General features: G+C 68.4%; 10 protein-coding genes and 1 pseudogene. 5 read left to right on the top strand and 6 right to left on the bottom strand.

Going from position 1 to position 14610, the window contains the following annotated elements:
• Positions 1-5 precede the first annotated feature (5 nt).
• The gene (locus tag AC1DYK_RS02820; protein WP_478164874.1) at positions 6-1739 is read right to left on the bottom strand and encodes a dipeptidase; all 1734 of its coding nucleotides are present in this window, start codon (positions 1737-1739) and stop codon (positions 6-8) included.
• Between the two features lie 147 nt (positions 1740-1886).
• On the opposite strand from AC1DYK_RS02820, the gene AC1DYK_RS02815 reads away from it, so the two are divergent.
• On the top strand, positions 1887-2579 hold the full coding sequence (locus tag AC1DYK_RS02815; protein WP_478164873.1) for a hypothetical protein: 693 nt from the start codon (positions 1887-1889) through the stop codon (positions 2577-2579).
• 50 nt (positions 2580-2629) lie between these two features.
• Here AC1DYK_RS02815 and mmsB read toward each other — a convergent pair whose 3' ends face one another.
• The 4 genes from mmsB to AC1DYK_RS02795 form a co-directional block, all read right to left on the bottom strand.
• Positions 2630-3520 (bottom strand): 3-hydroxyisobutyrate dehydrogenase, encoded by an 891-nt coding sequence (gene mmsB / locus AC1DYK_RS02810; protein ID WP_478164872.1) that lies wholly within the window; start codon positions 3518-3520, stop codon positions 2630-2632.
• A gap of 37 nt (positions 3521-3557) precedes the next feature.
• On the bottom strand, positions 3558-4673 hold the full coding sequence (locus AC1DYK_RS02805; protein ID WP_478164871.1) for an enoyl-CoA hydratase/isomerase family protein: 1116 nt from the start codon (positions 4671-4673) through the stop codon (positions 3558-3560).
• Positions 4670-5824, bottom strand: coding sequence for an acyl-CoA dehydrogenase family protein (locus AC1DYK_RS02800; RefSeq protein WP_478164870.1), 1155 nt, complete (start codon positions 5822-5824; stop codon positions 4670-4672). Before AC1DYK_RS02800 ends, AC1DYK_RS02805 begins: the two co-directional genes overlap by 4 nt.
• A gap of 231 nt (positions 5825-6055) precedes the next feature.
• Complete coding sequence (locus AC1DYK_RS02795) at positions 6056-7576, bottom strand: CoA-acylating methylmalonate-semialdehyde dehydrogenase (protein ID WP_478164869.1); 1521 nt, start codon at positions 7574-7576, stop codon at positions 6056-6058.
• A gap of 108 nt (positions 7577-7684) precedes the next feature.
• On the opposite strand from AC1DYK_RS02795, the gene AC1DYK_RS02790 reads away from it, so the two are divergent.
• From AC1DYK_RS02790 to AC1DYK_RS02775, 4 genes are all read left to right on the top strand, one after another.
• On the top strand, positions 7685-8587 hold the full coding sequence (locus AC1DYK_RS02790) for a LysR family transcriptional regulator (RefSeq protein WP_478164868.1): 903 nt from the start codon (positions 7685-7687) through the stop codon (positions 8585-8587).
• Positions 8588-9111: 524 nt separating this feature from the next.
• Positions 9112-10683 (top strand): DUF3300 domain-containing protein, encoded by a 1572-nt coding sequence (locus AC1DYK_RS02785; protein ID WP_478164867.1) that lies wholly within the window; start codon positions 9112-9114, stop codon positions 10681-10683.
• Positions 10684-10696: 13 nt separating this feature from the next.
• Positions 10697-11623 (top strand): DUF2950 domain-containing protein, encoded by a 927-nt coding sequence (locus AC1DYK_RS02780; protein ID WP_478164866.1) that lies wholly within the window; start codon positions 10697-10699, stop codon positions 11621-11623.
• Between the two features lie 300 nt (positions 11624-11923).
• Positions 11924-14389, top strand: a complete 2466-nt coding sequence (locus tag AC1DYK_RS02775; protein ID WP_478164865.1) for a DUF6351 family protein — start codon at positions 11924-11926, stop codon at positions 14387-14389.
• Positions 14390-14398: 9 nt separating this feature from the next.
• On the opposite strand, the pseudogene AC1DYK_RS02770 reads toward AC1DYK_RS02775, so the two are convergent.
• Positions 14399-14610 (bottom strand): annotated as a pseudogene (locus AC1DYK_RS02770) (methyl-accepting chemotaxis protein); the annotation flags it as partial.

Raw genomic sequence — 14610 nt, 5'->3', positions numbered from 1 at the left:
CCCGGCTACTGCATCGTCTTCAGGTTCCCGATCCGTACCAGCATCTCGGTGAACATCTGCATGTCCGCATCGAGGTCCGCGACCTCCTTGTATTCCTTGGCGTTGTGCGCCGTGTACTTCTTGCCCGGCATGGCCGGACCGAAATTGATCGCGTTGGGCATCAGCTTGGCGGTGGTGCTGCCCGCGGTCGGCACCGGAAGGGCTTCGAGGCCGGTGGTGTCGCCGAAGATGTTCAGCAGCGTCGACAGCCACGCGCCCTTGGGGTCGCGCGCCATCCAGTCGCCCTGCTGGTAGTCGATCTCGGCCCGGGCCTGGCTCGCCGCGGCCCAGGCGTTGATCTTTTCCTTGATGCTGGCGGTCAGCTGCTCGGGCGTGCTGCCGCGCGGCATCCGCACATTGGCGGTCACTTCGAGCTTGCCGTCCTTCTCGCGGATCAGGTTGGGCGACATCGTGAGCGGCCCCATGAAGTCGTCCTTGTAGCCCACGCCCATCTTTTCGCCGAGGTAGCCCGTGCCATAGAGGTCGACCAGGTACCTGACGGCCTTGGTGTAGTGATTGCCCGCCGTCACGACGCCGGACTCCTGCAGGAAAAGCGCGAGCCGCGGCAGCGGGTTGATGCCCTCCTCGGGGCGCGAGCCGTGCGCCGACACGCCCGTGACCTTCACCTCGATGCTGTCGGCGCCCTTCGCGATGTCGATGCCGAACCTGCCGCCCTGGCTTTCATACTTCTGCAGGAAAGGCCCCTTGACGAATTCCAGCCTCGTCGCCACCTGCGCCAGATCGCCGCCCTTCAGCGTGGCGGTCGCGGTCTGAGGCACCGCATTGGCTGCCGACGCGCCGGCCATCGCGGTGATGGCCGTGCGCGCCGCGCCGCTGCCGTCCGCTTCCTCGACCGGGAAGAAGACCTTCAGGGCACCCGAGCCCTTCTCGGCAACCACCGCCGGGTACTTGCTGTCGAGCACGATGTTGTATTCGGGCAGCGGCGTCTTCGCCCGGTAGTACTTCATGCCGTCGCCGCCGGTCTCCTCGGTGGTCTCGATCATCAGGCGGATGGTGCGGGCCAGCGGCAGGCCGCTTTCCTTCACCGCCTTCATCGCATACAGCACCGCGGCGATGGAACCCTTGTCGTCGATGGTGCCGCGACCGTACAGCGTGTCGCCCACGCGCGTCATCTTGAAGGGGTCGAGGCGGGTGCCGTCGTCGAGCACCCACTCGTCGGCCACGGCCGGCACGACATCCGCGTGGGTCAGGATGCCGAACTCGTCGGGGCCGCGGCCCGGCAGCTTGACCTCGAAGATCCGGTTGTCGACATTGCGGTACTGCAGGCCGAAGTCCTTGGCCATCTTCTCGATCAGGCGGCCGAACTCGATGATCTGCGGGCTCTCGTGCGGCGGCACCTTGTCGTCGCGAACGGTCGGAATCGCCACCATCGCCTCGATCGATGCGAGCACGGCTTTCTGGTTGTGCAGCCGGTTGTAGAGGCCGAGCAGGCGCGCGATCTGCGTCAGGTCGTCGCCCGAAAGCGGCCGCTTCGCTTCATAGGCTGCAATGCTCGGCCGGAGCTTGGGATCGGCCTTCGCGGCTTGCGCGAGGAAGGCGCGAAAGCTCGCCGACGGCGCCGCCTGCTGGGTCGCGGCGAGGCGCTCGAGCTGGGGTTTCTTGAGGGTGTCGGCGAGCACCGGTGCAGCGAGGGCCAGCGCCAGGCCCATCGAGATGGCGCAAAGGGTCGATCGGTTCATGGCGAGGGTCCGGAGTCGAAGGTGGGGTACAGGCTTGCAAGTCTACGGCCGGCACCGGCCGTGCCGGACCACGTAGGCGCCGGCTGGCAGACATCAAGTGGCCGAATGTGGAAAGTACGGCTTGCCCCCGCCACCCGAGGAGTTCCGATGCCGGTGATCTGCGCCACTTGCCAAACCGAGAACCGCGATGCCGCAAATTTCTGCCACGGCTGTGCCCGCAAGCTGCCCCGCTTCGCCGCCACCGGGCCTTCCCTGCTGGACGCCGTGCGACCGAAAAGGCTGACCGGCTCGCCGGAGCCGAGTGCCAGGCAGGATCGGGCGGTGCAGCCGAACGAATCGCGTGGCTTCTGGATCGGTCTCGGGCTGCTGCTGCTCGCCACCGCGCTCGGCTTCGGGGGCTGGGTCGCCCATGTGACGCGCAAGGTCCCACCGCCGCCCGCATCCGACGCCGCGCAGGCCGTGGTCGCACCACCCGCGCCCGCGGCGTCTGCGCGGCAGCAAGACCCCCAGGGTCCGGAACCCGTGCCGCTGCCATCGTCGCTGGCGGCGGGCGAGTCGGAGGTGGGCGCCGACCCGCCTGCAGCGCCGCCAGGCTCGGCCGCGCCGACGACAGCGCCCGCGCCGCCCCTGCACCGCCAGCCGCCGCGCGTCGCCATGCCGACGCCCAGGGCGGGCCTCGATCCTCGGCGCGGTTGCGAAAACCTCAACTTCTTCTCCGCCGCGCGCTGCGAGGCCGCGCATTGCGACCAGCCGGCGTACACGCGCCATCCGCGCTGCGACGCCGTGCGCGAGGATCGCCGGCGCGACCAGGCCCGGCGCAACCCGACGCTGGGCTATTGAAGTCCGGCCACCGACCTGCAGGCCCTGCTTGAGGGAGCCGGGGGGCCCGCTCAGGCCGGCTTCGCCTGCACCAGCTTGATCACGCTCGAGAAGTCCAGCGCCCCATGGCCGCCGAGGCTGTGCGCGGCATACAGGTTGCGCGCCAGTCCGCCGAGCGGCGTCGAAGCGCGCACCGCGGCCGCGTTCTCCTGCGCCAGGCCCAGGTCCTTCAGCATCAGGTCGGTGCCGAAGCCGCCCGCATAGCCCTTGGAGGCCGGCGCGTTTTCCATCACGCCCGGCAGCGGGTTGTACTTTTCGAGCGCCCAGTTGCCGCCCGAGCTGCGCCGCATGATCTCCGACAGCACTTTCGGATCGAGCCCGTTGGCGACGCCCAGCGCGATGGCCTCGGAGGTGCCGATCATCAGGATGCCGAGCAGCATGTTGTTGCAGATCTTGGCGGTCTGGCCGGCGCCCGCGGCACCCGCGTGGAAGATGTTGGCGCCCATCTTCTCGAGCACCGGACGGGCCCGTTCGAGGTCGGCCTCCGAACCGCCGACCATGAAGGTCAGCGTGCCCGCGATGGCGCCGCCGGTGCCGCCCGACACCGGCGCATCGATCACCGCCACGCCGCGCTTGGCGCCCGCCTCGGCCAGCTTGCGCGAGGTCGCGGCCGCGATGGTGCTGCTGTCGATCACCAGCGTGCCGGGGGCGATCTTGTCGAGCAGGCCGTCGCTGCCGAGGTAGAGCCCTTCGACGTGCGCGCTGGCCGGCAGCATGCTGATCACCACCTCGGCGCCGGCCACCGATGCGGCGGCCGAGGCGGCAATGGGCAGGCCCTCGGCCGCGAACTTCTTGCAGGCCTCGGCAGAGAGGTCGAAGGCGCTCAGCGTATGGCCGGCCTTCTGCAGATTGAGGGCCATCGGGCCGCCCATGTTGCCCAGGCCGATGAATGCAATCTTCATGTCGTGTCTCCGTTCTTGTGGAAATGCGTGTTCGTCTTCAGGTCAACCCGACCAGCTCGGGCGCCATCTCGCCGCGCGGGCGCAGATGGTCTTCGACGAAGGCCGGCGTGATCTCCTCGAGCGTGGCGGGGTTCCACTTCGGGTTGCGGTCCTTGTCGATCAGCACGGCGCGGATGCCCTCGGCGAAATCCTTGTGGGCACAGAAACCCAGCGAGGCCCAGTACTCGAGCCGGAACACCTCGGCCAGCGACATGCGCTGCACGCGCTGCCACAGGGCGAAGCTCAGCGCCGCAGAACTCGGTGCGCCCTTGGCGAAGGTCTTCGCCGCGGTCTGCAGCCATGGGTCGTCGCTTTGCAGATGGCGCAGGCGCTTGGCGATGTCGAGCAGGTCGTCGCCCGCCATCAGCGCATTGATCGTGTCGAAGTGCTCGCGCAGCTTCGAGGCGGGCAACGCGGCGCCCTCGCCGGCCTGCGCCAGCACGCGGGACAGCGTGGCACGGTCGGCCTGCGATTCCGCCTGCCATGGGGCCGAGGCGATCGCCTCGAGCACCTGCGCCTTGTTCTCGTGCGGCACCAGCAGATCGGCCAGGCCGCAGAAGAGCGCGTCCGCGGCATTGAGCGGGGCGGCGGTCAGCGCGAGGAACAGGCCGACACGCCCGGGCATGCGCCGCAGGAACCAGCTGCCGCCGACATCGGGGTACAGGCCGATGTTGATCTCGGGCATCGCGACGCGGCTCTGCGCCGTGACCACGCGGTGCGAGGCACCGGCCATCAGGCCGACGCCGCCGCCCATGACGATGCCGTGGCCCCAGCAGAGAAAGGGCTTCGGGAAGTTGTGGATCAGATCGTCGAGCTCGTATTCCTCGCCGAAGAAGCGCTCGGCGTACGCGTTGCGCTCGGGGCCGCAGTCCAGCAGCGTCTGGTAGAGCTGGCGCAGGTCGCCGCCGGCGCAGAAGGCCTTTTCGCCGGCCGCATCGAGCAGCGCGCCGACGATGTTCGCATCGGCCGCCCATTCGCGCAGTTTCGGCGTCAGCAGACGCACCATCGCGACGGACAGCGAATTGAGCGAAGCCGGCGCGTTGAGTGTGGCGACGCCGAAGCGCTTGCCGTTGGCGGCCTGGATTTCGTTGAAGAGAACGACGGAGTCAGTCATCGGATATCGCAATCGCCTTCGAGAAGTTTGCGCGCGACGATCACGCGCATGATTTCATTGGTGCCTTCGAGGATCTGGTGCACGCGCGCGTCGCGCACCAGCCGCTCCAGCGGGAATTCGCTCAGGTAGCCGTAGCCGCCGTGCAGTTGCAGCGCGTCGTTGCAGACATTGAAGCCCGCATCGGTCGCGAAGCGCTTGGCCATCGCGCAATAGGTGCTGGCGTCGGCATGGCCGGCGTCGAGCTTGCTCGCGGCCAGCCGCACCATCTGGCGTGCAGCCACCAGTTCGGTCGCCATGTCGGCCAGCTTGAACTGCAACGCCTGGAAGCTCGCGAGCGGCTTGCCGAACTGCTGGCGCTCGTGCAGGTAGCGCCGGGCGGCGTCGAGCGCGCCCTGCGCCGCACCGACCGAGCAGGTCGCGATGTTGATGCGCCCGCCGTCGAGCCCCTTCATCGCGATGCGGAAGCCTTCGCCCTCGCTGCCCAGCAGGTTCTCGGCCGGCACCCGCACGTTGTCGAAATCGATGGTGCGCGTGGGCTGGCTGTTCCAGCCCATCTTGTGCTCCTTCTTGCCGTAGCGGATGCCGGGCGCATCGGCCGGCACCGCCAGGGCCGAGATGCCGCCCGCGCCGCCGCCGCCGGTGCGCGCCATCAGCACCAGCACATCAGTCGACCCGGCGCCCGAGATGAAGGCCTTGCCGCCGTTGATGACGTACTCCCCGCCCTGCAATTCAGCCCGCGTCTTGAGCGATGCGGCGTCCGATCCCGCGCCGGGCTCGGTCAGGCAATACGAGGCCAGCTTGCGCCCGCTGGTCAGGTCCGCGCCCCAACGCTCGCGCACGGCCGGACCGCCCCAGGTGCCGAGCATCCAGGTCGCCATGTTGTGGATCGTGATGAAGGCCGTGGTCGATGGGTCGACCGCGGCCATCTCCTCGAACACCAGCGTCGCATCGAGGCGCGGCAGCGCCAGGCCGTCGATGCTCTCGGGCGCATAGAGCCCGCAGAAGCCGAGCTCGCCGGCCTTGGCGATCGCTTCCCTGGGGAAGATCGCCTCGGCGTCCCAGCGCGCCGCATGCGGCGCGAATTCGTTCAGTGCAAAGTCGCGCGCCGTCTGGGCAAAGGCGCGCTGCTCTTCCGAAAGTTCAAAGTTCATGGCAACCGACGAAAAGCTCACAGCCTAATCGGGAAACACCGCGGAACCGGCTTTGCCGGGCCGCTGGTGTTGCCCCCGGCAGGGGGGTGGGCGGGCTACACGAAGTGAGCCCAACCTGGGGGGGAGCAACAGTGCCACCGCGGAACCGGCTTTGCCGGGCCGCTGGTGTTGCCCCCGGCAGGGGGTGGGCGCCCGACACGAAGTGCGGGCAACCTGGGGGCGAGCTTAAGCTCACTTGAGACTGATCGTGGTGTTGAGGCCGTGGGCGGTGCTGTCGTCGAACCAGCGTTCGGTCACCGTCTTGGTCTGCGTGTAGAACATGATCACCTGCTTGCCGTACGGGCCCAGGTCGCCGAGCTTGGACGCGCGCGAACCCGTGAACGAGAACATCGGCACCGGCACCGGGATCGGCACGTTGATGCCGACCTGGCCGACATCGATGTCTTCCTGGAACCGGCGCGCCGCAGCACCCGACTGCGTGAAGATCGCGGTGCCGTTGCCGTTCGGGTTGGCGTTGATCATCTCGATCGCCTCGTCGATGCTGTCGGCGTTCGCCAGGCACAGCACCGGGCCGAAGATCTCCTGCTCGTAGATGACCATGCCGGGCTTGACGTCGGCGAACACCGTCGGGCCGACGAAGTTGCCCTTCTCGAAGCCGGGCACCGTCGGCTTGCGGCCGTCGAGCGCCAGCGTTGCGCCGTCGGCCACGCCGCGTTCGATCAGGCCGTTGACGCGCTCATAGGCCGCGCAGGACACCAGCGGGCCGACGTCGACGCCCTTCTCGGTGCCGGCGCCGATCTTCAGCGTCTTGGCCTTCTCGACCAGTTCGGGCACCCACTTCTGGGCCTCGCCGACCAGCACCGCGACCGACACCGCCATGCAGCGCTGGCCCGCGGCGCCGAAGCTCGCGCCGGCGATCGCGTTGAGGGTCTGCTCCTTGTTGGCGTCGGGCATCACGATGGCGTGGTTCTTCGCGCCCATCATGCATTGCACGCGCTTGCCGGCCAGCGTGGCGCGGTTGTAGACGTGGGTGCCGACCTTGGTCGAGCCGACGAACGAGATCGCCTTGATGTCCTTGTGATCGCAGATCGCGTTGACCACCGCCTCGCCGCCGTGCACGACGTTGAGCACGCCGGCCGGAATGCCGGCCTCGAGCGCGAGTTCGCACAGGCGCATCGTGACCATCGGGTCCTGCTCGGAGGGCTTCAGCACGAAGGTGTTGCCGGTGACGATCGCCATCGGGAACATCCACAGCGGGATCATGGCCGGGAAGTTGAACGGCGTGATGCCGGCGCAGACGCCGAGCGGCTGCAGCAGCGTGTAGGTATCGACGCCGTTGGCGACGTTGTTGGCCAGCTCGCCGAGCTGCAGGTTGCCGATGGAGGCCGCGTGCTCGACCACCTCGAGGCCGCGGAACACGTCGCCCTCGGCATCCGGCAGGGTCTTGCCCTGCTCGGCCGTGAGGATCGCGGCCAGCTCGGCCATGTTCTCGCGGATCAGTTGCTGGTACTTGAGGAAGATGCGGGCGCGGGCGCCGATCGGCGTCTTGCGCCAGGTCTTGAAGGCCTCCTTGGCGGAAGCGACCGCGGCATCGACCTCGGCCGGCGTCGCGAACGGCACCTTGGCGAGCACTTCCTGCGTGGCCGGATTGACGATGTCGCGCCACTCGGTGGTCTTCGACTCGACGAACTTGCCGCCGATGAGCAGCTTGACGGTGGCGACCTGGGTCGCGGGCGTGGTGGTGGCGTCCATGTGAACTTGTCTCCTTGGGGAATAGGGGTGCAGCAGGGTGATGCTAGCTTTGCACTTTTGCGATGGCAATAGACAAATTCGCACCTCCGATCTGCATAATTGCAGATCATGGATTGGGACAACCTGCGCTTTTTCCTCGAGCTGGCGCGCTCGGGCACGCTGGTGGGCGCGGCCCGCCGGCTCGCGGTCGACCACACGACCGTGGCGCGGCGCATCCAGGCGCTCGAAAAGCAGGTCGGCACCGCCCTCTTCTCGCGCGAAGCCGACGGCCATCGCCTGACCGAGGCCGGCCGGCGGCTGCAGCCGCAGGTCGAATCGATGGAAAGCGCCTTCATGGCCGTCGAGAGCGCCGCGCCGGGATCGCAAGAGGGTCTGTCGGGGCTGGTGCGCATCGGCGCGACCGAAGGCTTCGGCACCGTCGTGCTGGCGCCGAAGCTGGCGCTGTTTGCGCAAGCGCACCCCAAGCTCGTGATCGACCTGCTCGCCATGCCGCGCCTGGTGCACCTGTCGCGGCGCGAGGCCGACATCGTGATCTCGCTCGAACGCCCGGCGCGCGGGCCCGTGGTGGTGACCAAGCTCACCGACTACGTGCTGCACCTCTACGCATCGAAGGACTACCTCGCGCGGCGCGGCGCGATCCGCACCCGCGAAGACCTGCGCGGCCACACCTTCATCAGCTACGTGGACGACCTGCTGTTCAGCAAGGAGCTGCAGTATCTCGACGAGCTCTACAAGCCCGATTCTTTCGCGCTGCGCAGCACCAGCATCCTCGCGCAGCACCAGGCCGCCCTGGCCGGTGCCGGCATCGCGGTGCTGCCGGCCTTCATCGCGGGCCGCGACAAGTCGCTGCGCCGGCTGCTGCCGGCCGAGGCCAGCTTCACGCGCACCTTCTGGATGTCGGTGCCGGCCGAGACGCGGCATCTCGCGCGCATGAAGGTGGTGTGGGATTTCCTGCGCGAGACGGTCGTGGCGCAGCGGGAGGTGTTGATGCCGCCGGGGTCGGTGGGCTGAAGGCTTGCGGCGGCCCCCAGCGCATCCTCAATGCGTTTGCGCGCGCGCGCCACTACGGCTCGTCGGTGAGCCGTAGCACCACCCGACCCTCGATTTCGCCCTTGCGCATGCGATCGAGGATCAGGTTGATGTTCTCGATACGGTCCTCGCTGTACACGGTATGCACCTTGCCCTCGCCGGCAAAGGCCAGCGCTTGCTGCAGGTCCTTGTGAGTGCCCGCGATTCATCGATCACAAGCGGCTTGCCGAGAGGGGCGAGGGCAAATACCGACGTTGCATTTAGGTACGAGGGCCGCGGTTTGGGCCGAAGCCGAAGCCCGCCCGGAAACTCGGGTCGATCAAGGCGAATTGCCACGTCACCGGCCGATCCATGTGCCTGGCGCCGGTCCAGGAACTGACAAACGTCAATTCACAAGCATGCGTGATGGGCAGACAATTTTCCCCAGCGTCGTGTCAGAGGCCTCTCACCGTTTCTGGTTCGGTCGAGAGCGAACATCTTGGATCTCTGGAGGGGATATGCGTGCAATGACCATCCGATTCGTGCGTGCCGTGATGCTCGCCGCTTCGTTGCTCCCGGCTCTGACGGGCGCGCAGTCACCGCCGAACTTCTCCAGGGAGCAGCTCGACCAGATGATGGCGCCCATCGCGCTGTATCCGGACGAACTGCTGTCGCAGGTTCTGATGGCCTCGACCTATCCGGCCGACATCGCCGATGCGGCCAAATGGTCGAAGGCGAATCCGACCCAGAAGGGCGATGCGGCGCTGAAGATGGTCGCGAACCAGCCCTGGGACCCGAGCGTGCAGTCGCTCGTGGCATTCCCGCAGGTGCTGCAGACGATGGGCGATCAGCCTGATTGGGTGCAAAACCTGGGCGATGCCTTCCTCGCCTCGTCCAAGGACGTTCTCGACTCCGCCCAGCGACTGCGCGGCCAGGCCCAGAAGACAGGCAGCCTCAAGAGCACCGAGCAGCAGAAGGTGATCGTCGAGCAGGAGCCCCAGACGCAGCAGACGATCATCAAGATCGAGCCCACCAACCCGGAGGTGGTGTATGTGCCGGCGTACGACCCGACCGTGGTGTATGGCGCCTGGCCCTATCCGGCCTATCCGCCCTACTACTACCCACCTGCGCCTTACTACTATGGCTACTACGGCGGCTACTACCCCGGCGCGGCGCTGGCGACGGGCATCGCCTTCGGTATCGGTGTCGCCGCCACGGCGGCGCTCTGGGGCAACTGCAACTGGGGAGGCGGCAACGTCAACGTCAACGTGAACCGCTACAACAGCGTGAACACCAACCGGCAACTCGCCGCGAACCAGACGAACTTCCAGCACAACGCGGGCAACCGGCGCGGCGTTCCCTACCGGGACTCGGCAAGCCGGCAACAGTTCGGCAAGGACGTCGCCGGCGCGAACCAGCGCAACGATTTCCGCGGACGCGATACGGCTGCTCGTGACGCGCAGCGCCAGCAGGCGCAATCCCAGTTGCAGCAGCGCGGGATGGACCCGGCCCAGGGCCGAAACCAGTTGCGCAACGACCCGGGCACTCGCGAGCGCGCGCAGGCGGCTGCGCGAGACACCGGCCGCGATCGAGCGGGTGCGGGCCCCGGTGACCGCGCGGGCGACCGGGCCGGTAGCCGAGCCGGTGACCGCGCTGGTGATCGGGCCGGCGATCGAGGCGGAGCAGGAGCAGGAGCAGGAGCAGGAGCAGGAGCAGGAGCAGGAGCAGGAGCCGGAGCAGGCGACCGCGGCGGCGCGGGCGGGCGCGGTGGTGCCGACCAGGGACTGTCGCGGACGCAGCACAGCGGCGGCGACAACGCATTGCGGGGTTCGGGCGATGTCGGTGGCCAGACCCGCCAGCAGGCCAGTCGCGGCGACGCGAGTCGCCAGTCCATGTCACAGAACCGGGGCGGAGGCGGGGGGGCACAGATGGGTGGCGGCGGTTCGCACATGGGCGGTGGTGGAGGCAGCGCCCGCATGAGTTCTGGCGGAGGCGGCGGTGCACGCATGGGCGGAGGCGGTGGCGGTGGCGGCGCCCGCATGGGCGGCGGCGGCGGCGGAGGCGGCGGGCGCGGCGGCGGCGGCGGCGGTCGTCGCTGAATGGGAGGCCCACATGACGCAATCCACCTGTTCGGGAGTCCAGACGATGTCCTTCGCCGCCCTATCCCTGAAAACGCTTGCGGCCTCCGTGGCGCTGTCGCTCGCCTCGGTCGCTTCATTCGCGCAAAAGGCCTATCCCACGCCCGATGCCGCGGCGCAGGCTTTCGTCGATGCCCTGTCGCGCAGCGACGTCGAGGCATTGCGCAGCGTGCTCGGACCCGAATGGCGGCGCTTCGTGCCGGAGGGCACCGTCGACCAGGATGACGTCTATGAATTCCTCGGTGCATGGGCCAAGCAGCACAAGGTCGTGCTCGAACAGCCGGACAAGGCGCTGCTCGCCGCCGGCCCCGGAGACTGGACACTGCCCGTGCCCATCGTGAAGAGCGCCGCCGGCTGGCGCTTCGACCCGAGAGCGGGCGTCGATGCCATGCGCACCCGTCGCATCGGCCGCAACGAGCTCCATGCGATGCAGGCCGCGCTGGCGTACTTCGACGCCCAGAAGGAGTACGCGCAGCAGGACCGCGACGGCAACAGCGTGCTCGAGTACGCGCAGAAGTTCGTGAGCTCTCCCGGCAGCCACGACGGCCTCTACTGGCCGGGCGCGACCGGTCAGGACCTGAGCCCGCTCGGACCTCTGTATGCCGGGCAAAGAGGCGGCGAGGGCTACCACGGCTACCACTTCAAGATCCTCAAGGCCCAGGGCAAGGACGCGCCGGGTGGCGCCTACGACTACGTGATCGGCAACCGCATGCGAGGCGGATTCGCCCTCATTGCCTGGCCGATCCGCTACGGCGACACGGGCGTGATGAGTTTCATCGTCAACCACGACGGCGTGGTGTACGAGAAGGACCTCGGCCCCGGCGGCGAGACCGCTGCCCAGGCCATGACGCGCTTCAACCCGGATGCAAGCTGGCGCAAGGTCGACGCGCCTGGCGGTTGATCAGGGGCTCGCGTTCCCGATACCTCTTCACCTGGAAGCCGAGTCATTCGCCGCTCCCTTGTGTGTGCCGGCGAAAAGTTGTCAAGCGTTGCGGGTCAACGTCTCTGTGGGTGGTGTTTCATGGTCGCCTCTGATGTCGGACGGCCTCGAAGCCAGCGCCTATGGCCTATGGTCATGCGATGCAAAAAGGTCTAATCTTTGCGCCGCCGCGTCCGTACGCGGGCGATCCGCAGCTCAGGGCCGGCGCGTCCGGCTGGGGCAACAACAACAACAAGGGCCTGTGGGCCCCGAGGAGACGCAATGACATCCAAAGGTCTGGCGGCCGCATGGGCCGCGTGTGCAGTGCTGCTGGCTTCCTGCGGCGGGGGCAGCGGTGGCGGAGGCTCCGGATCGGGCGTCAGCGCCGGCACGGGCAGTGCGAAAGTCAGCGCCGAGAGCGACACCGCGCAGCAGGCGAAGGTGCCCAACGACAAGGAGAACGGCAACAGCGTGCGCCTGCGCGTGCTGTCGAGCGCACCCGAGTACGTTTCGGGCGGCGATGCGCGCATCGAGGTGCGCGCCGCGCCGGGCCTGCGCGACCAGCTCGAGCTGTGGCTCAACGGCATGCGCCTCGATGTGACGCTCGCCGAAACCGCGGCCGGCCTCGAAGGCGTGATCGGCGGCCTGAAGCTGGGGGCCAACACGCTGGAAGTCCGCCATCGGAGCGGCAATGGCCAGCCGCGCGACCAACTCACCCTGACCAACCACCCGATCACGGGCCCGATGTTCACCGGGCCGCAGCAGACGCCCTTCGTCTGCACCACGATCCAGGGGGCGGTGGGCAGGCAGCCGCGGGTGGACAGCGCCTCGCCGCCGGGTTACCCGGTGCGCGATGCCCAGAGCACCCTGCTGGGCTACAGCCGCGACTGCTCGATCGATACCTTCGTGAGCTACCAGTACCGCAGCACGGCGGGCGGGCTCAAGCCGCTGCCGGCCGACGGCTCGCGGCCGTCCGACATGGCCCAGGCGACCTTGGCGGACGGGCGCACGGTGGACTTCGTCGTGCGGCGCGAGATCGGCAGCATCAACCGCTTCCTCTACAGCATCGCGATGCTGGCGCCCATGCCGGCGGCCGACAACGGCACGCAGACCGACACCTCGCTGTGGAACGGCAAGCTGCTGTACTGGTTCCAGGGCGGCGTGGCCATCGGCCACAGCCAGGGCACGGTGCATGGCGGCTCGATGAACCTCGACGTGCTCGGCCGCGGCTGGGCCATCGTGCACTCCAGCGGCAACAACACCGGCACGCACTACAACATGAACCTGGCCGGCGAGACCGCGATGATGACCAAGGAGCGCTTCATCGAGCGCTACGGCGTGCCGCTCTACACCGTCGGCCTGGGCGGCTCGGGCGGCGCGATCCAGCAGTACGTGATCGCGCAGAACAACCCCGGCGTGCTCGACGGCCTGCTGCCCGTACAGAGCTACCCCGACATGGTCACGCAAACCATCCACGTGGGCGACTGCGAACTGCTGGAGCACTACATGGACGCGACCGACCGCGCCAACGGCAAGTGGCGCGTGACCAAGAACCGCAGCTGGCTGGTGGGCATGAATGCCGAGGAGAACCCCGACGGCGGGCCGAACACGCGCGTGAACGATGCGCTCGCGCCGCTGAAGATCGCGCTGGGCTACAGCACCGCCAAGGGCACGACCGAGTGCGTGCCGGCCTGGCGCGGCCTCACGCCGCTGTCGATGAACCCCTGGTACGGCCAGGCGCCCAACCAGCAGCTGTACGAGCCGCAGAGCGACATCGCGGCCATCCGCTGGACCCACTACGACGACCTGCGCAACGTCTACGGCGTGGACGCCAACGACGCGGCCCGGCCGACCTGGGACAACGTGGGCGTGCAGTACGGCCTCAAGTCCTTGCTGGCGGGCCACATCGCGATGGACGAGTTCGTGCACCTGAACTGGCACGTGGGCGGCTGGAAGCATCCGAGCGCCATGGTGCAGGAAGGCTTCCCCTTCTTCGGCACGACGCAGGCCGAGATCAGCAAGGCGCTGACCCAGGCCGGCTATTTCGACCCCTGGAGCCGGCGCAACATGCGGCTGGCCGCGGCCGATGCGCCGGCGCCGCGCACGGCGGGCGACCCGATCGCGATGCGGGCGGCCTACACCTCGGGCCATGTGTTCACGGGGCGCCTGGATGTACCGGCCATCGATCATCGCCAGTACATGGAGCGCGAGCTGGACATGCACAACAGCCACCAGTCCTTCGCCGTGCGCCGGCGCGTGCTCCAGAAGATGGGCCACAGCGACAACCTGGTCGTGTGGTTCACCAACACCATGCCCGGCACGCCCAAGGCCAGCCAGTCGATGCAAGCACTCGACGTGATGGACGAGTGGCTCGCGAACATGCGCAGGAACCCCGCGGGCGGCATCACTGGCAACAAGCCGGCCGAGGCGGTGGACGCCTGCTTCGACCTGCAGGGCCAGCGCATGAGCGCGGGGGCCGGCGTGTGGGGCGGCATCCTGGACAGCCAGCCCGCGGGCGCGTGCACGCAGGCCTTCCCGCTCTACGGCACGTCGCGCACCGTGGCCGGTGCGCCCATCGAGGGCGGCATCTACCGCTGCGCCCTCAAGCCGCTGGACCAGGCCCTGGCTGACGGCACCTATGGCAATTCGGCGCCCAGTGCGCAGCAAGTCGAGCAGCTCAGGCGCATTTTCCCCGAGGGGGTGTGCGACTACACGCAACCGGACCAGGCGCGGCCCGCTGCCGGGTGAGCGCGGGGGTCAGGCACGCGCGCGTTGCGGACCGCCCAGCTGGAAGACGCCGACGACCCGCGAGAGGCTGCCCGCCTGTTCCTGCAGCGAGGCGGCGGCGGCCGCGGCCTCTTCCACCAGGGCGGCGTTCTGCTGGGTCACCTGATCCATCTGCGTGATGGCCTGGTTGATCTGCTCGATGCCCGAGGTCTGCTCCTGGCTGGCGGCGGTGATCTCGCCCA

Source organism: Variovorax sp. P2_H12, from assembly GCF_056403395.1.
The sequence above is the reverse complement of the archived record's forward strand: the minus strand, read 5'-3'. Positions and strand labels throughout refer to the sequence as shown.